The sequence below is a fragment of the Mycobacterium sp. SMC-18 genome (assembly GCF_045310895.1).
Taxonomy (GTDB): domain Bacteria; phylum Actinomycetota; class Actinomycetes; order Mycobacteriales; family Mycobacteriaceae; genus Mycobacterium.
In genome coordinates this window covers 72,699-89,555 of the sequence record NZ_JBJIAL010000006.1, presented here as the reverse complement: position 1 = coordinate 89,555, position 16,857 = coordinate 72,699, and the positions used below count along the sequence as shown (strand labels likewise).

Genomic DNA, 16,857 nt, shown 5'->3' with positions numbered 1-16,857 from the left:
GAGAGCCGAAACGAAAGCCGCCCCCGACGGCGTCGGGGGCGGCTTTTCGGAAAAGCTACTTGACCAGCGTGAACTGACCGATGTTGGTGATGCCGCGACGGAAGAAGTCGGCGCAACCGGTCAGGTACTTCATGTAGCGGTCGTAGACCTCCTGGCCCTGCAGGGCGATGGCCTCGTCCTTGGCCGCCTCCAGGTTGGCCGCCCACATGTCCAGCGTGCGCGCGTAGTGCGGGCGCAGCAGGTGGGTGCGCTCCAGCGTGAAGCCCGAGCCCGCGGCGAGCTGCTCGATGTCCTCGACGGCCGGCAGCTGCCCGCCGGGGAAGATCTCGTCGCCGATGAACTTCATGAACTTCAGGTCGCTGATGGTCAGCTTGATGCCGTTCTCGCGGAAGAACTGCTGGGTGTGCGCAAGGATCGTGTGCAGCAGCATCCGGCCGCCGTTCTCCGGCAGGATGTTGTACGCCCGCTCGAAGAAGATCGGGTAGCGCTCCTGCTTGAAGGCCTCGAACGCGCCGATCGAGACGATGCGGTCGACGGGCTCGTCGAACTCTTCCCAACCCTGCATGCGGATTTCGATGCTGCGGTTGGTGTCGATCTTGGCGAGCCGCTCGCGGGCGTACTCGGACTGCGCCTTGCTGAGTGTGATGCCGATGACGTTCACGTCGAACTGGGTGATGGCCCGCTCCAGCGCGCCGCCCCAGCCACAGCCGATGTCGAGCAGGGTCATGCCCGGCTTCAGGTCGAGCTTGCCGAGCGCCAGGTCGAACTTGGCGTTCTGCGACTCCTCGAGAGTCATGTCCTCGCGCTCGTAGTAACCGCACGTGTAACCCATGGTCGGGCCGAGCCAGAGGGCGAAGAACTCATTCGAGATGTCGTAGATCGACTGCGACTCCTCGTAATGGGGGGTCAAATCGATGTCGGCTTGTGACATGTCGGTATCTATCCTTTGCGTTTACGTTCGCCGGGACGGGCGGCGCGACCGCATGCTGCGGCCAGCTGACATACCCGTACGTGCGCGCCCTGACGGGCCCAGCGAAAAACAACCCGCACGCAAGGTTAACGAAAATTACTGTCAGGCTCCAACCCGGCGTCTGTCAGTAGGTGTAGAAGCCCTTGCCGGACTTCTTGCCCAGCTGGCCGGCCTCGACCATGCGCAGCAGCAACGGCGGGGCCGCGTACAGCGGCTCCTTGTACTCGTCGTACATGGAATCGGCGATCAGCTTCATGGTGTCCAGGCCCACCAGGTCAGCGAGCTTCAGCGGGCCCATCGGGTGCGACAGCCCGGCGACGACGGCGGTGTCGATGTCCTCGACGGTGGCGAAGCCGGACTCGGCCATCCGGATGGCGGCCAGCAGGTAGGGAACCAGCAGGAAGTTGACAACGAAGCCCGAGCGATCCGACGCCCGCACGACCTTCTTGCCCAGCACCTCGCCGGCGAAAGTCTCGACGCGCGCGGCGGCTTCGGGGGCGGTCGTCACCGAGGAGATGAGCTCGACCAGGGGCAGCACCGGCACCGGGTTGAAGAAGTGCAGACCGAGCACCCGGCTCGGGTTCTTGGTCGCGGCGGCGATGCGCATGATCGGGATGGACGACGTGTTCGACGCCAGTACCGCGTCGGGGTCGGTGATGATCTCGTCAAGCTGAGAAAAAACCTTCGTCTTGACGTTGACGTCTTCGACGATGGCCTCGATGACGAGCTGACGGTCGGCCATGTCGGCCAGGTCGTTGGTAAAGCTCAGTCGACCCAGCGCGGCGTCGCGGTCGGCCTCGGACAGCTTGCCCTTCTTGACGGCGTTGTCCAGCGACTTGGTGATCCGCTCCCGGCCGGCGGTGGTCAGCGCCTCGGTCGGCTCGAACGCCAGGACCTGTGCGCCTGCCTTGATACAGACCTCGGCGATGCCGCCGCCCATCTGCCCGGCTCCGATGACCCCGACTCGTTCGATTGCGTTGCTCACCGCTGTCCTCTCCTCGTGATTACTTCTGAAGATATGCGACAGGCCCCGCCCAGTTTCTGAGCGGGGCCTGCCGTAAAAGCCAGAGGACTCAGTGACTCAAGCCCTCGGTTCCACTTCGCAAACTCAGTGGAACTGTCCCTCTTCGGTCGAGCCCTTCAGAGCCGCGGTCGAGGTGTTCGGGTCCACGGTGGTGGCGATCTTGTCGAAGTAACCGGCGCCGACCTCACGCTGGTGCTTGGTGGCGGTGTAGCCACGGGCCTCAGACGCGAACTCGCGCTCCTGCAGGTCGACGTAGGCGGTCATGCCCTCGCGGGCGTAGCCGTAGGCCAGGTCGAACATCGAGTAGTTGAGGGCGTGGAAGCCGGCCAGCGTGATGAACTGGAACTTGAAGCCCATGGCGCCGAGCTCACGCTGGAACTTGGCGATGGTGGCGTCGTCCAGGTGCTGCTTCCAGTTGAAGGACGGGCTGCAGTTGTAGGACAGCAGCTGGTCCGGGAAGTCGGCCTTGACGGCCTCGGCGAACTTGCGGGCGACCTCGAGGTCCGGCACGCCGGTCTCCATCCAGATCATGTCGGCGTACGGGGCGTAGGCCTTGGCACGCGCGATGCAGGGCTCGATGCCCTTCTGGACGTTGTAGAAGCCCTCGGCGGTGCGCTCACCGGTGACGAACGGCTTGTCGCGGTCGTCCACGTCCGAGGTGATCAGGGTGGCGGCCTCGGCGTCGGTACGCGCGATGACGACGGTGGGGGTGTTGGCGACGTCGGCGGCCAGGCGAGCCGAGGTCAGGGTGCGGATGTGCTGCTGGGTCGGGATCAGCACCTTGCCACCGAGGTGGCCACACTTCTTCTCCGAGGCCAGCTGGTCCTCCCAGTGGGTACCGGCGGCACCCGCGGCGATCATGGCCTTCTGCAGCTCGTAGACGTTCAGGGCGCCACCGAAGCCGGCCTCACCGTCGGCGACGATCGGGACGAGCCAGTTGTCGACGCTCTTGTCGCCCTCGACGCGGGCGATCTCGTCGGCACGCAGCAGCGCGTTGTTGATGCGACGGACGACGGCCGGCACCGAGTTGGCCGGGTAGAGGCTCTGGTCCGGGTAGGTGTGGCCCGAGAGGTTCGCGTCACCGGCGACCTGCCAACCCGAGAGGTAGATGGCCTTCAGGCCGGCGCGCACCTGCTGCACGGCCATGTTGCCGGTCAGTGCACCCAGCGCGTTGATGTAGGAGTCGTCGTCCTTGGTGACGCCTTCCCACAGGATCTCGGCGCCACGGCGGGCGAGGGTGTGCTCCTCGACGACGCTGCCCTGCAGCTCCTCAACCTGGGCTGCGGTGTAGTCGCGGGTGATGCCCTTCCAGCGGGGGTTGGTGTCCCAGTCCTGCTGAATCTCAGCGGCGGTACGTGGCTTTCCGACGTTGGACATTGTGCTCCTTCGTATTGGGCAGGTAAGCCGCGTCGCCGTGGGCGCCAGGATTCAAGCTGATTGTTAACGCTTCGGCGACTTCGCTTGTGTGCTGTTAACGACGATGACACAGCACATACCCGCAGGTCCAGCGGTTACAAGTGCCAATTTTCGCCAACACTTGTAGCGAAGTTGCGAAGATTGCGAAGTTGCTGAGGTGCTTGACCGGTTCAGAAGCTACCGGACGGTAACCGATATGCGCTGGTCAGTACGCTCGTACTGTTAAATCGGCGCACTCAGAGCGCGAACAGGCAGGCGACCGCTTTGACCTCGTCACCGACCACATATGTGAGCGTTGTAACACTGCGGTCACACAGCTCGGGACCAAATTCTTCGGTCGATCCGGCCGGGTACTCGTGCGTGATGATCTCCAGCCGGTCCCCGAGTGCCACCGCGGCGTCGTGCTCGATGGTCACCCGCAGCGGCGCCTGGAGCAGCTCGGGACGGTAGGTCTGCAGGTAGTCCTCGACCACCGACCAGTAGACGGAGTTGTTCATGTGGTCGAACAGGTCGATGTCGGTGACCCGGACCGGGAAGTCCACGATTCGGAGTGCGTCGTCGCGAGCGCCGGCCTTGAGGTAGCCCTTCCAGCGCAGCCGGTCCGTGGTCGCGGTCCGCTTCAAACCCGCCAGGAAGTCGTCCGAGATGCGGGCCGGTCCCTGGGTCTCGAGGTTCATGTTGATCCAGAAGGCCTCGGACTCCATGAGTCCGCCCTTGCGGCCGTCGATCCGCACGCGCATCTCGCACCACCGGTTCGACGTGCCCGAACACCAGCGCCGCAGCCGCAGGATGTCGCCGCGCTCGATGGGACGGATCAGATCCACCATGGTGCGCCGGACAACCCAGGCGGGATGGACGTCCTCGTAGCCCATCTGGCGCAGCTGGTCCTGGCCGATGTCCTGGATGTGGCGGCAGGCGCCGTCGAACCGGAGCCGGCCGTCGCGATCGACGTCGGCCATCCGCAGCGGCCAGCTGGTGTCGAAGACGTCGGGATGCCCCTCCGGGACCGGCGCGAGCGCCTTGGCCAGGCCCGTTACGGCCTTCGCGTCAGTCTTTTCGGCGATTTCGATCGTGCTCATGGCGTCCCTTCGACGCGGGTCCCCTCGGCTGGATCACCCATTTCACCCGCGGCCCGATCCTGCCACAGGGCATTTTTGCCAATTATGCGAAGACGGTATTCACACCATTGCTAGCCTGGTTTCATGGCGAAGACTTTCGTTGGCTCACGGGTGCGTCAGCTCCGCGGCGAACGCGGCTTCAGCCAGGCCGCGCTGGCGCAGATGCTCGACATCTCCCCCAGTTATCTCAACCAGATCGAGCACGACGTCCGGCCGCTGAGCGTCGCCGTGCTGCTGCGCATCACCGAGGTGTTCGGGGTCGACGCGACGTTCTTCGCCTCGCAGGACGACACCCGTCTGGTCGCCGAGTTGCGCGAGGCGCTGATGGATCGCGACCTGGGCGTCGACGTCGACATCCCGGAGATCGCCGACCTGGTGAGCACGCATCCGACGATGGCCCGCGCGATGGTCGACCTGCACCGCCGCTACCGGTTGTCCACCGCGCAGCTGGCCGCCGCCACGGAAGACCGGTTCTCCGACGGCAGTGGCAGCGGGGCCATCACCATGCCGCACGAGGAGGTGCGCGACTACTTCTACACGCGCCAGAACTACCTTCACGAACTCGACACCGCGGCCGAGGAATTCATCCTCCGCATGCACATGCGCCGATCCGAACTGTCCCGCGAGCTGGCCGAGCGGCTGAGCCGCGTCCATCACGTGCGCATCGTGCAGCGGCTCGAACTCGGCGACAACGTGCTGCACCGGTACGACCCCGAAACCCGGACGCTGGAGATCGGCGGCCACCTGTCGTCGGGACAGTACGTGTTCAAACTGGCCGCCGAGCTCGCCTACCTGGAATTCGGCGACCTGCTGGAAAGCCTGGTGGCCGAAGGCAATTTCACCAGCGAGGAGTCGGTGAAGCTGGCCCGCATGGGGCTGGCCAACTACTTCGCGGCGGCCGCGGTGCTGCCCTATGGCCAATTCCATGCTGTCGCCGAGGAATTCCGCTACGACGTCGAGCGGCTGTCGGCGTATCACTCGGTGAGTTACGAGACCATCGCGCACCGGCTGTCGACGCTGCAGCGGCCGTCGATGCGCGGCGTACCGCTGTCGTTCGTCCGCGTCGACCGCGCCGGAAACATGTCGAAACGCCAGTCCGCCACCGGTTTTCATTTCTCGTCGTCGGGCGGCACCTGTCCCCTGTGGAACGTCTACGAGACGTTCGCCAACCCCGGCAAGATGCTGGTGCAGATCGCCCAGATGCCCGACGGCCGCAACTACATGTGGGTGGCGCGCACCGTGGAACGACGCGCCGCGCGCTACGGCCAGCCGGGCAAGACGTTCGCCATCGGGCTGGGTTGCGAACTGCGCCATGCCAATCGGCTGGTCTACTCCGAGGGACTGGACCTGTCCGGCGGCGCCGCGACGCCCATCGGCTCGGGCTGCCGGGTGTGCGAGCGGGACAACTGTCCGCAGCGGGCATTCCCTGCACTCGGCCGCGAACTGGACCTCGACGAACACCGCAGCACCGTGACGCCGTACGTGGTGAAGCGGGCGAATCAGTGACGGGCAGCATGCAAGCGCGGGCATAGGCTTGATGCGTGGCTCTCTCGAACCTGAAGGTCGATCCCGCACGTCTGCGGTCACTCGCCGGAGAATTCAGCGAGATTGCCGTCGGGTTGAAGGCGGCGCCCTCGCCCGCCGGGTCGGGCCCATCGTGGCAACCAAGCGCTGCGGCGGTGAGTGCTGTGTCTGCCGGGATTGATCATCTCGATGGTGAATGCGCGACGGCCCTGACCGAATTCGGTGCCAACCTGACCAAGGCCGCCACAGCCTACGAAGCCGCTGACGCCGCGGGCGGCGCAGGCATATCGCGGGCGATGCCGGGTCGGTAGGAGTCTTGACCGCACCGATCTCGATGCCGACGAAGTCACAGGTCCAGTCTTGGAACACCGAGTTGCTGGACGCTGCGGCAAAGGACTGGGGCCAGCGCGCCACGAAACTGAAGGACGCCTACGACAAAGCCCAGCACGGACTCGAGAACGCCGACTGGAGCGGCACCGCGGGTGAACAGGCCAAGGCACGCATGCAGGCTGATGTAGCTAAGGTCCATTCGGTTCTGGAACGGATCGAGCACGCTCAAACGACGGCTACCAAGGGTGCCCAGACGATCGGCGCCGCGAAGCGAGACGCAGTCAAGGCGATCGACGACGCCGAGGATGAAATGTTCTCGGTCAGCGAGGACCTAACGGTCACCGATCGTCTGCCGAAGATTCTCGTCGCCCCGATGCTGCTTGTGCGCGAGCTCGCACGGCACGCATATCAGGCAGCCATCCGCGGTCGGTCGATGAAATTGGCCACCGTCGACGCAGAGGTCGCCGCGGCATTGAAGCTGATCGGCACCCAATTGACCGGATTCAAGCTGGGCCCTGGCGGCGGTCCGGGGCCTGACGGTTCGGTGCCTCCGGGCGGGGTGAAGAACCTCGGCCCCATTGCCGGCACGGGGGCGCAGCCCGGCATCCCGGGCATCGGTGCCGCCGACCTCGGGGAGATCGTCGAGCTCCCGGACGGCCGGTTAGTGGCTGTCTTCGGAGACTCGTTCAAGGGCGACAAGGTCGGCGGCCCTGACAACGAGCACTACCGCTCAGTCGCCGTGCCGATCGTCGGCTGGGACAAGGACGGCAGGCCCATCTTCGGCCAGCCGCTCAACAGCCCGGGCGGCCCCGGCACCCCAGGTGTCCTGTTCCCGCCCCCACCGGAAGCATTGGCGATCGACCCGAACACCAATCCCCTGCCTGCCGGCTCATTTCAGGCCAACGGCAAGACCTACATGATGGTCAGCGGAACCTCCGGCCTGAAGCCGACAGCTGGCTCATGGCTCGTCGAGGTCTCCAACGATCCGTCCAAAGGTTGGCAACCCGTGCCCGGCTCGTGGCGTCCCTCCGCTCCTGGCTTACCCGGAAACCCGCCTACACAGGTCAGCGGCTACCAGGGCAAGGACGGAATGGTGTACATAGCGGGAGACTCGTTCGACCGCAGCCAGGGCGTCACGATGTACCGAGTCGATCCGGCGCACGCCGCGGATCGCAATGCATGGCAGCCGTGGACCGGCAACGACTGGGGAAATCCGGGACAGGTGCCCGTGGTCGTCAGCCAACAAGGCGCGCACTACGGCGAACTGAGTTTCCGAGAAATCGACGGACGCCCGGTGCTTTCCGCTTTCAACAGCACCCCCAACGTCAATCAGGTTCAAGTCCTCGTAGGCGACTCACCGACCGACATTTTCAAGGGTGGCCCGCCGATCATTGCGGCCCAGCAGAGCTCGCCTGCAGCACCGGGCTACGTCTTCCAGCCGTACGGCGGCTACATCATGCCAGGATCATCGCTCAATGACCTGAATATCCTTGTCAGTCAATGGAATACCCAGAATGGTCCGGACGGTCAGGCTCTGGGAGCGCCCTACGACACTCAGCAGGTGCAGGTCAATGCATCCAAGTAACACAAACCGGACGGGACACGATTACCGATCAGCTGATTCTGGAAGGATCTGACATGAGAGCACTCCGCAGAGCTCCTTTCATCGTCACGGTGATGACCCTGCTCAGCATCGCCTTCGAATCCAGCGCCTGGGCAGACCCACCGTCGTTTCCCGACATGAGCCACTACACCCCGGCCAACGTCACCGACTATGAAATCGACGCGTCCACGCCAGGCATCCATGCCACCCAGGTCGTCTTCCTCACACCGGACAGCATCAGGTGCTCGTTCAACCCGCCTGTGGCGGGCTGCACAGGCAACAACTTTCCTGCGGTGCCCCCAGCGGTGAACGGCGTAAACAACATTGGAACCGACCAAGGCATCTACTCGGCGTTCGACGGAATCCCGTATCCGAGCAACATCAAAACCCTCCCGCCATTTCACACTCTCACTGTCAATGGCGTGACCTGCGGCGTCGACGACAAGCGCACCACCGCGTGCAAGGACTCCCAAGGGCACGGATTCGTCTTGTCCCCCTACGGATCTGGCTGGCTGCCGCGGGTCTGAGTCGAGGGCATCTGCCATCCGTTGGAGAAGCGACTTCCATACGGCCTTCGTCGTCCAGCCGTCACGCCGCCGGACTTTCTGACTCTTCGCCCGTCAATCGCTCGATCGCCGGCGCAGGTGCGCCCGGACGCGCGAAGAACGTGCCGTAGAAGCCGTAGGCCAGCGTCGCAAGGGCCCCGATGATCAGCAGCCCGAACATGATCGGATACTGCGCCATCCACCCGGACAGGTAGCGAACGCACAGCATCACGCCGACGATGACGGCGGTACCACCGGCAATCAGCCGTAGCCGGGCATGAGGAGTGGGCCGAATCGGCTCCCGCAGAGCCGATTCCACCGTCAGGCACAATGCCGCACCGACGACCAGGTCGACACCGTAGTGGAAGCCGAAGCCCAGCGTCGCGGCCAAAGTGCCCACCAGCCAACAAGTGCCACCGACACGCAGCCACCGCGGGCCGGACCTCGAATGGATGAACACGGCCAGCGCCCACGCCGTGTGCAGCGACGGCATGCAGTTGCGCGGGGTCGACGTGTCGAACGCGAGGGGCACCGCCGGCCCGTCGACGGGCGGCAGCAGCGCCGGCCAGAAGTCGCCGACCTGAAAGCCGCCACCGGCCGCGCCGAAGGCATAGGTGGGCCCCACCAACGGGAACATCAGATAGATCAACGGGCCGACCAGGCCCAGCACCAGGAAGGTCCGCACGACGAAGTGCCGCGGCCACAGTCCACCCGTGGTCACGTTGCGCAGCTGGTAGATCGCGACGACGGTCGCGGCGGCAGACAGTTCGAGATAGACCCAATGCAGCAGGAAGTAGAGCACCGAGTGGTGCTGCACCAGCTGGCCCAGCACCCATGACGGCTGGCCGAGCGCGACGTCGGCCCGCGCGGCGAACTCGTCGAGAACGGTAGGACGCGTCAGGGACGTGATGGTCAGCCAGGCGTCTCCGGCCTTGGTGGCGAGAACGAGCAGCAGGCCGGTGGCGACGCCCTTGAGCACGGTGTCGCGCCGCGGACCGGTCCACCGCGCCAGCGCAAACACACCGAGCCCGGTCAGCACGACCAGCGCGCCGCTACCCATCGCCGCCGGAAGACCGACGTACTCCCGGCCGACGACAAAGACCACATCGAGCCCCAGTGCGGCGCCCGCGATCGGCAAACGGTATTCGCGTGGCACCGCGACCAGCGCCACCACCAACGCCGCCCACGGCACCGTGAACCCCGCCGGAGTTCCGACGTAATCGCTGATCAGGCGCTCGAGCGGACCCCGGAATCCACACAGCATGGCCGTAACCTGCAGCGCACACATGAACGTCGCGACCAGCGCAATGCCGATCGCGACCTTCGTCCGGGGCGGTACACCCTCCTTAAGGAAGGGTGAATGTTCGGTGAACACGCATAGACGATAGGCCGTCGGCCGTCGCTACCAGCAATTTGCGACCAATTTGGAACTTGGCGACGTCACGCCGGCGCTCGACCCTACGACCGCCCTGCCTGTGCCAGACTCGGGAATTGTGAACAGCATCGAGCCGGCCCGCATCGAACCCGGCGGAATCCGTGAGCTGGGCCCGCTCAACTGGGTCATCGCCAAGATCGGCGCCAAGACCATCCGGGCCCCGAGGTTTGCGCTCTTCAACGTCCTCGGCCAGCATCACCTGCTGTTCCTGACGTTCCTGCCCTACTCCGGCATGCTGCTGGGCCGCAGCAAGCTGGGGCTCAAGGACGCCGAGCTGGTGATCCTGCGCGTCGCCCATCTGCGCGGCAGCGAGTACGAGCTGCAGCAGCACCGCCGCCTGGCCCGCAGCCGCGGCGTCGACGCCGAGACGCAGGCCCGCATTTTCGAGGGGCCGGACGCCGAGGGTCTCACCGACCGGCAGCGCGTGCTGATCACCGCGACGGACGAGTTCGTCATCACGCGGTCGGTGTCCGACCAGACATGGAAGTCGCTGGCGTCGTACCTCGATCGCAAGCAGCTCATCGACTTCTGCCTGCTGGCAGCGCAATACGACGGGCTGGCGGCGACCATCGCCACCCTGCGCGTGCCGCTGGACTTCCCGGACTAGAGCGCTCGAACCTGAGCTTGTGTTCGAAATTTCAAGAGAATTTGGCGCCCAAGCTCAGGCTCGACCGCCTAGAGGTAGGTGACCCCGAGTACCGCCAGCGTCATCAACACCGGCGCGACGGGTAGGCACCAGAGGAACGCGGACTTCGCAAAAGCCTTGCGCTCCTGAAACTTTCGAGCGAAGAACACCGCAACGCCGGCCACCACGAAGACCACGGCGGACATCACCAGCACCCAGAAACTGATGCTGGTGGTGTCCATCGCGAGCGAGATCGCCAGCAGCCACAACATGTGGCCGACGACCAAACCGCCTATCGCGGCAACGACATTCGCGCGCAAAACCGACTCAGAAGTTGATCATGTGGCCGGTCAGGCCGTGGATTGCTTCCTGCAGTGCCTCCGACAGCGTCGGGTGGGTGTGCACGTTGCGGGCCAGTTCGGTGGCGGTCAGGTCCCACTTCTGGGCCAGGGTCAGCTCGGGCAGCAGCTCGGAGACGTCCGGACCGATGAGGTGACCACCGAGCAGCTCGAGGTGCTTCTTGTCGGCGATCAGCTTCACGAAGCCCGTCGGGTCCGCGAGGCCGTGCGCCTTGCCGTTGGCGGTGAACGGGAACTTGGCGACGACAATGTCAGACCCTCGCCGTAGCGCTTCTTCTCTGGCCTGCTCCTCGGTGAGGCCGAAGCTCGCGACCTGCGGCTGGCAGAAGGTGGCGCGCGGCATCATGCGGTAGTCGCCGAGCGTCAGGGTCTCGGCACCGGCGATGGTCTCGGCCGCGACGACGCCCTGGGCCTCGGCCACGTGCGCGAGCTGCAGCTTGGCGGTGACGTCACCGATGGCGTAGATGTGCGGCACGTTGGTGCGCATGTTGTCGTCGATCGCGATGGCACCGCGCTCGGTGAGCGCGACACCGGCGGTCTCCAGTCCGTAGCCGTCGACGTTGGGCCCGAAGCCGATGGCCTGCAACACCTTCTCGGCCTTGAGCTCCTGCGTGGCGCCGTCCTTGCTGACGACGACGGTCACTTCGCTGCCGGAATCCTCGATCGACTCGACCTTGGTACCGGTGAGGATCTTGACGCCCAGCTTCTTGTACTGCTTCTCGATCTCCTTGGAGACCTCGGCGTCCTCGTTGGGCAGCGCGCGCGGCAGGAACTCGACGATGGTGACGTCGACGCCGTAGTTCTTCAGCACGTACGCGAACTCCATGCCGATGGCACCCGCGCCGGCGATGATGATCGAGCCCGGCAGGTCCCGGGTCATGATCTGGGTCTCGTAGGTGACGACGTTCTCGCTCAGCGAGGTGCCGGGCACCAGCCGCACGGACGAGCCGGTGGCGATGATCGCGTTGTCGAAGGTGACGTCCTCGGTTCCGCCGGCGTTCAGCGCGACGCGCATCGAGTTGGGTCCGGTGAAGGTGCCAAAGCCCTCCAGCTCGGTGATCTTGTTCTTCTTCATCAGGAAGTGCACGCCGGCGACGCGGCCTTCGGCGACCTTGCGGCTGCGGTCGAACGCCGCGCCGAAGTCGAAGCTGGCCTCGCCGCTGATGCCGAAGGTCTTGGCTTCCTTGTGGAAGATGTGCGCCAGCTCCGCGTTGCGCAGCAGGGCCTTGGATGGGATGCATCCCACGTTGAGACAGACGCCGCCCCAGTACTTCGGTTCGACGATGGCGGTGGTCAGCCCCAGCTGGGCTGCGCGAATTGCGGCGACATATCCGCCGGGACCGGCTCCGAGAACGACGACGTCATAGTGAGTCACATGCACACCTTATAGGCGCGGCGACGTCGAGAGTCGGGAGACCGATTCAACTGCGGGAAACCGGGTATTCGGCGGGGACCTTCGTCAGAAAGGGTCGATGCCCCATGTCCAATTCCCTCATGCCGCACTTCACCGATGTGCAGGCGCATTACGACCTCTCCGACGAGTTCTTCCGGCTGTTCCTCGATCCGACGCAGACCTACAGCTGCGCGTATTTCGTGCGCGACGACATGACGCTGCAGGAAGCGCAGCTGGCGAAGATCGACCTGGCGCTGAGCAAGCTCGGTCTCCTGCCGGGCATGAAGTTGCTGGACATCGGCTGCGGCTGGGGGTCGACGATGCTGCGGGCCGTCGAACGGTACGACGTCGACGTGATCGGGCTGACGCTGTCGAGGAATCAGGCGGCCCATGTCCAGCGCACCTTCGACCGGATGGACACCGCCCGCAGCCGCGAGGTCCGGCTGCAGGGCTGGGAGCAGTTCGACGAGCCCGTCGACCGGATCGTGTCGATCGGCGCCTTCGAGCACTTCGGCCCCGACCGCTACCCGGAGTTCTTCCGGCGGACGTATGCGGCCATGCCGCCCGACGGCGTGATGCTGCTGCACACCATCTGCGGTTTCGATTTCCGGGACGCCAAGGAGCTCGGCATACCGCTGACCTTCGAATTCGCCCGGTTCGTGAAGTTCCTGATGACGGACATCTTCCCGGGCGGCCGGCTGCCGATCATCCCAGTCGTGGAGGAACTCGCGACCGCGGCCGGATACCACGTCACCAGGAAACACTCATTGCAGCCGCACTACGCCACGACCCTCGACATCTGGGCCGAGAACCTGGCGGCACACCGGGACGAGGCCATCAAGATCCAGTCGCAAGAGGTCTACGACCGCTACATGAAGTACCTGACCGGATGTGCGGAGTTGTTCCGCAACAAGCAGGCCGACGTCGTCCAGTTCACGTTGCAGAAGTAGTCACCACGAACGAAACCGCCTGCACCGCAATCTGGTGACCTACGCCAAGCCCGGACGCGCACCGGGCACCGGGCAGGCCTCCTCGGCGTGCTCGACGATCAACGTGCCGTCCCGCTCCGGCCGGACGCCCTGCGCATACTGGGCGCCGGTGACGGGCGGTTGCGCATTGAGCTCGGCGTTCTCCGCCTCGGTGAACACCCGACCGCGCGACAGGAAGCGCTTGCCTTCGGGCGCCTCCAGGCTGAACCCGCTGCCCCGGCCCGCGACCACGTCGATGATGAGCTGGGTGTGCTGCCAGGCCTCGAACTGCGGCCCGGAGATCCACACCGGGACGCCGTCGGGCCCGACGTCGAGCACCGCCAGCAGCACGTCGCGGTCGCCGACGATGAAGTCGCCGTCGGGATAACACATCGGCGACGAGCCGTCGCAGCATCCACCCGACTGGTGAAACATCAAGGGGCCGTGCTGGTTCTGCAGCTTGCGCAGCAGCTCGGCGGCTTCGGCGGTGATCAGTGCCCGAGATGGCATACGGCCACCCTACGCCGGGGAGTAAGAATGACCAGGTGAGTTCTGAATCGGTCGCCCCGGAAGATCCCGTCGCTCCGCTCGCCCCAGGAGAAGATCCCTACCTCTGGCTCGAGGACGTCACCGGTGACGACGCCCTCGCCTGGGTGCGCGCCCATAACGAGCCGACGATCGCCGAGTTCGGTGGCGAGCGCTTCGAGCAGATGCGCGCCGACGCCCTCGAGGTGATGGACACCGACGCCCGCATCCCGTACGTCCGCCGGCGCGGCGAGTTCCTCTACAACTACTGGCGCGACGCGGAGAACCCCCGCGGGCTGTGGCGGCGCACCACGCTCGACAGCTACCGCACCGACGCCCCCGAGTGGGACGTGCTGATCGACCTGGACAAGCTCGCGGCCGACGAGGACGAGAACTGGGTGTGGGCCGGCGCCGACGTCATCGAGCCCGGACTGAACCTCGCGCTGATCGCGCTGTCGCGCGGCGGGGCCGACGCCACCGTCGTACGCGAGTTCGACATGGAGACAAGGCAGTTCGTCGAAGACGGGTTCAACCTGCCGGAAGCCAAGTCCAGCGTGTCCTGGGAGACCCCCGACACGGTGTTGGTGGGCACCGATTTCGGGCCGGGCGCCATGACCGAGTCGGGGTATCCCCGGATCGTCAAGCGGTGGCACCGCGGGCAACCACTGGCCGAGGCCATGACGATCTTCGAAGGCGCGGCATCCGACGTCAGCGTCGGCGCCGGTTACGACAGCACACCGGGTTTCGAGCGGCTGCTGGTGTCGCAGTCCACCGACTTCTTCAACCGCGAACGCTACGAGGTCCGCGGCGACGAACTGGTCCGCATCGACGTCCCGACCGATGCCGCCATCTCCATTCACCGGGACTGGCTGCTGATCCGGCCGCGCGTCGAATGGACCGTCGGCGAGACGACGTACGCGGCGGGAACGCTGCTGGCCGCCCGCTATGACGACTACCTCGCCGGAAACCGCGATCTGAGTGTGGTTTTCGAGCCCGACGACCACAGCAGCATGCAGAACTTCGCATGGACCCGCGACCGGCTGTTGCTGCAGACGCTGGTCGACGTCATCGGCCACATCGAGCTGGTCACCCCCGGCACGTGGGAACGCGCGGACATCCCCGGCGTGCCGGAGCACGCCACCACGGTCATCGTCGACGTCGACGAGTATGGCGACGAAATTTTCCTGGACTCAAGCGGATTCGACAGCCCGTCGCGCCTGCTGTGGGGCCACGCCGGCGGCGCGGTCACCGAGATCAAGCGCGCGCCCGCATTCTTCGACGCGTCCGAGGTCGAGGTGTCGCAGCACTTCGCGACGTCGGCCGACGGCACGCGCATCCCGTACTTCGTTGTGGGACAACGCGGCGTCACCGAGCCACGCAAGACGCTGCTGAGCGGATACGGCGGCTTCGAGTCGTCGATGCTGCCCGGCTACGCCGGAGTGCTCGGCCGGTTGTGGCTGACGCAGGGCGGTACCTACGTCGAGGCCAACATCCGCGGCGGCGGCGAGTACGGGCCGCGCTGGCACACCCAGGCCATGCGCGAGGGCCGCCACCTGGTGTATGAGGACTTCGCCGCCGTCGCAGCCGATCTGGTGCGCCGCGGCATCACCACCGTCGAACAACTCGCCGCCGAGGGCGGCAGCAACGGCGGTCTGCTCATGGGCGTCATGCTCACGCGCTATCCGGAGTTGTTCGGCGCCTTGGTGTGCAGCGTGCCGTTGCTCGACATGAAGCGGTATCACCTGTTGCTCGCCGGCGCGTCGTGGGTGGCGGAGTACGGCGACCCGGACAACCCCGACGACTGGGAATTCATCTCGAAGTACTCGCCGTACCAGAACATCTCGGCCGACCGGAAGTACCCGGCGCTGCTGATGACCACCTCGACGCGCGACGACCGGGTGCACCCCGGCCACGCGCGGAAGATGACGGCGGCGCTCGAAGCCGCCGGCCACCGCGTCAGCTACTACGAGAACATCGAGGGTGGACACGGCGGGGCCGCGGACAATTCGCAGGCCGCGTTCAAGGCCGCGCTGGTCTACTCGTTCCTGGAGCGCACCGTCGGCTCGTGATTTGTGCACGATTTTCCGCGCCGGCCGCGGATTTTCGTGCACAAATCACTGTCAGGCGGCGGGAGCTGCGGCGGGCTTGGGCTTGCGGACGACGCGCCGGCCGAGGTTGCCCAGCAGCGTGAGGAGCACGCCCAGCACCACCAGCCCGCCGCCGATCGCGAGGGTGATGTTGAGCCACTGGTGGGCGTTGGCGATGGCCGTGTCGACCATGACGTCGGCCACCTGGCGGACGTTGCCGGTGGTGCGGTTCAGCCCGTCGTTGATGTAGCGCCGCCCCGCCTCGATGCCGGCCCAGCCCGCGGCGCCGACGATCATGGTCGAGATACCCAGGGCGGCAACCGTTTTGCCGCGCGACCGGGTCACCGCCAGTGTCAGCAGGGCGAACACGCCCGTCAGCACGCAGATGCCGACCCGAGCCCACGGTCCCCACGTCGTCGCGGCGCGGAACTGGCCCGGCCGCAACGATTGGGCCGAATCGGTGATCGGTACCTCGATCTTCGACGGGACGCGGACCCCGAACGCCGCCAAGGTTGCCTTGAACGACCGGTCCGACAACATCGGCGACAGGTCGATGGTCCACCGGCCGGACGAGTCCGAGTGGGCCATGGTGTCGGTGAACAGCCAGTCGTGCGCGTAGCCGTTCGCGGCGCCGAACTGGCCCGGGAAGGCCGAGCTGGACGTGTAGATGCCGGCGGCTTTCGACACGGTGCCGGTGCTCAGGTCGTATCCCGCGCTGGTGGCCAGCCTGTTGACCTGGATGCCCAGCTCGCTGGCCGTGGCCTTCTGCAGCTCATGGTTCTTGGCTGCCGTGGTGGCCAGGGCGACGTAGCCGCCCCGGTCGACAAGTGTGTGCTGCGCCCAGCAGACCGGCACAGCCACCGCCACAGCGACGGTGGTGACCAGCCACAACAGCAATGTCGCGACGAATCGCAAGCGCCCTCCTACGTTGGTGG

16 protein-coding genes are annotated in these 16,857 nt (G+C 65.8%); 7 read left to right on the top strand and 9 right to left on the bottom strand.

Going from position 1 to position 16,857, the window contains the following annotated elements; all coding sequences use genetic code 11:
* Positions 1-55: 55 nt before the first annotated feature.
* The 4 genes from ACJH6J_RS07485 to ACJH6J_RS07470 all read right to left on the bottom strand — a co-directional run bounded on the left by ACJH6J_RS07485 (position 56) and on the right by ACJH6J_RS07470 (position 4,489).
* The gene (locus ACJH6J_RS07485) at positions 56-931 is read right to left on the bottom strand and encodes a cyclopropane mycolic acid synthase family methyltransferase (protein ID WP_020101165.1); all 876 of its coding nucleotides are present in this window, start codon (positions 929-931) and stop codon (positions 56-58) included.
* A 163-nt stretch (positions 932-1,094) separates the two neighbouring features.
* Complete coding sequence (locus ACJH6J_RS07480) at positions 1,095-1,955, bottom strand: 3-hydroxybutyryl-CoA dehydrogenase (RefSeq protein ID WP_212807079.1); 861 nt, start codon at positions 1,953-1,955, stop codon at positions 1,095-1,097.
* A 123-nt stretch (positions 1,956-2,078) separates the two neighbouring features.
* Entirely contained in the window at positions 2,079-3,371 is a 1,293-nt protein-coding gene (gene aceA, locus ACJH6J_RS07475) for an isocitrate lyase (protein WP_212807080.1), read from the bottom strand.
* A gap of 275 nt (positions 3,372-3,646) precedes the next feature.
* Positions 3,647-4,489: an acyl-ACP thioesterase domain-containing protein gene (locus tag ACJH6J_RS07470; RefSeq protein ID WP_406803770.1), complete on the bottom strand. Its 843-nt coding sequence runs from the start codon at positions 4,487-4,489 to the stop codon at positions 3,647-3,649.
* A gap of 123 nt (positions 4,490-4,612) precedes the next feature.
* Between ACJH6J_RS07470 and ramB the strand changes: the two genes are divergently transcribed.
* From ramB to ACJH6J_RS07450, 4 genes are read left to right on the top strand one after another with little or no spacing between them, the layout of a single operon-like run.
* Positions 4,613-6,034, top strand: coding sequence for an acetate metabolism transcriptional regulator RamB (gene ramB / locus ACJH6J_RS07465; protein ID WP_212807082.1), 1,422 nt, complete (start codon positions 4,613-4,615; stop codon positions 6,032-6,034).
* A gap of 35 nt (positions 6,035-6,069) precedes the next feature.
* Complete coding sequence (locus ACJH6J_RS07460) at positions 6,070-6,363, top strand: type VII secretion target (protein WP_406803769.1); 294 nt, start codon at positions 6,070-6,072, stop codon at positions 6,361-6,363.
* A gap of 5 nt (positions 6,364-6,368) precedes the next feature.
* Positions 6,369-7,967 (top strand): DUF4185 domain-containing protein, encoded by a 1,599-nt coding sequence (locus ACJH6J_RS07455; protein ID WP_406803768.1) that lies wholly within the window; start codon positions 6,369-6,371, stop codon positions 7,965-7,967.
* Positions 7,968-8,020: 53 nt separating this feature from the next.
* On the top strand, positions 8,021-8,512 hold the full coding sequence (locus tag ACJH6J_RS07450) for a hypothetical protein (protein WP_212814998.1): 492 nt from the start codon (positions 8,021-8,023) through the stop codon (positions 8,510-8,512).
* Between the two features lie 61 nt (positions 8,513-8,573).
* Here ACJH6J_RS07450 and ACJH6J_RS07445 read toward each other — a convergent pair whose 3' ends face one another.
* Positions 8,574-9,905, bottom strand: coding sequence for a DUF5933 domain-containing protein (locus ACJH6J_RS07445; protein WP_406803767.1), 1,332 nt, complete (start codon positions 9,903-9,905; stop codon positions 8,574-8,576).
* 118 nt (positions 9,906-10,023) lie between these two features.
* Between ACJH6J_RS07445 and ACJH6J_RS07440 the strand changes: the two genes are divergently transcribed.
* Positions 10,024-10,572 carry a carboxymuconolactone decarboxylase family protein gene (locus tag ACJH6J_RS07440; RefSeq protein WP_212807084.1) on the top strand — a complete coding sequence of 183 codons (549 nt, stop codon included), beginning with the start codon at positions 10,024-10,026 and terminating at the stop codon, positions 10,570-10,572.
* Positions 10,573-10,640: 68 nt separating this feature from the next.
* On the opposite strand, the gene ACJH6J_RS07435 is transcribed toward ACJH6J_RS07440, so the two are convergent.
* Together ACJH6J_RS07435 and lpdA are read right to left on the bottom strand one after the other, a co-directional pair.
* A complete protein-coding gene (locus ACJH6J_RS07435; RefSeq protein WP_371824487.1) occupies positions 10,641-10,862 on the bottom strand; it encodes a hypothetical protein in 222 nt (73 codons plus the stop codon).
* A 55-nt stretch (positions 10,863-10,917) separates the two neighbouring features.
* Positions 10,918-12,324, bottom strand: coding sequence for a dihydrolipoyl dehydrogenase (gene lpdA / locus ACJH6J_RS07430; protein ID WP_406803766.1), 1,407 nt, complete (start codon positions 12,322-12,324; stop codon positions 10,918-10,920).
* Positions 12,325-12,428: 104 nt separating this feature from the next.
* Between lpdA and ACJH6J_RS07425 the strand changes: the two genes are divergently transcribed.
* Positions 12,429-13,292, top strand: coding sequence for a cyclopropane mycolic acid synthase family methyltransferase (locus ACJH6J_RS07425; protein ID WP_406803765.1), 864 nt, complete (start codon positions 12,429-12,431; stop codon positions 13,290-13,292).
* A gap of 39 nt (positions 13,293-13,331) precedes the next feature.
* Here the strand turns inward: ACJH6J_RS07425 and ACJH6J_RS07420 are convergent, their stop codons facing one another.
* Positions 13,332-13,820, bottom strand: coding sequence for a DUF779 domain-containing protein (locus ACJH6J_RS07420; protein WP_406803764.1), 489 nt, complete (start codon positions 13,818-13,820; stop codon positions 13,332-13,334).
* 35 nt (positions 13,821-13,855) lie between these two features.
* On the opposite strand from ACJH6J_RS07420, the gene ACJH6J_RS07415 reads away from it, so the two are divergent.
* Complete coding sequence (locus ACJH6J_RS07415) at positions 13,856-15,904, top strand: prolyl oligopeptidase family protein (RefSeq protein WP_406803763.1); 2,049 nt, start codon at positions 13,856-13,858, stop codon at positions 15,902-15,904.
* Positions 15,905-15,955: 51 nt separating this feature from the next.
* Here the strand turns inward: ACJH6J_RS07415 and ACJH6J_RS07410 are convergent, their stop codons facing one another.
* Positions 15,956-16,837 (bottom strand): hypothetical protein, encoded by an 882-nt coding sequence (locus ACJH6J_RS07410; protein ID WP_061000323.1) that lies wholly within the window; start codon positions 16,835-16,837, stop codon positions 15,956-15,958.
* Between the last annotated feature and the right edge of the window lie 20 nt (positions 16,838-16,857).

Coding starts and splice junctions, on each gene's coding strand:
- ACJH6J_RS07485 (WP_020101165.1), bottom strand. CDS start 931: ATGTCACAAGCCGACATCGATTTGACCCCCCATTACGAGGAGTCGCAG.
- ACJH6J_RS07470 (WP_406803770.1), bottom strand. CDS start 4,489: ATGAGCACGATCGAAATCGCCGAAAAGACTGACGCGAAGGCCGTAACG.
- ramB (WP_212807082.1), top strand. CDS start 4,613: ATGGCGAAGACTTTCGTTGGCTCACGGGTGCGTCAGCTCCGCGGCGAA.
- ACJH6J_RS07425 (WP_406803765.1), top strand. CDS start 12,429: ATGTCCAATTCCCTCATGCCGCACTTCACCGATGTGCAGGCGCATTAC.
- aceA (WP_212807080.1), bottom strand. CDS start 3,371: ATGTCCAACGTCGGAAAGCCACGTACCGCCGCTGAGATTCAGCAGGAC.
- ACJH6J_RS07420 (WP_406803764.1), bottom strand. CDS start 13,820: ATGCCATCTCGGGCACTGATCACCGCCGAAGCCGCCGAGCTGCTGCGC.
- ACJH6J_RS07435 (WP_371824487.1), bottom strand. CDS start 10,862: ATGTTGTGGCTGCTGGCGATCTCGCTCGCGATGGACACCACCAGCATC.
- ACJH6J_RS07450 (WP_212814998.1), top strand. CDS start 8,021: ATGAGAGCACTCCGCAGAGCTCCTTTCATCGTCACGGTGATGACCCTG.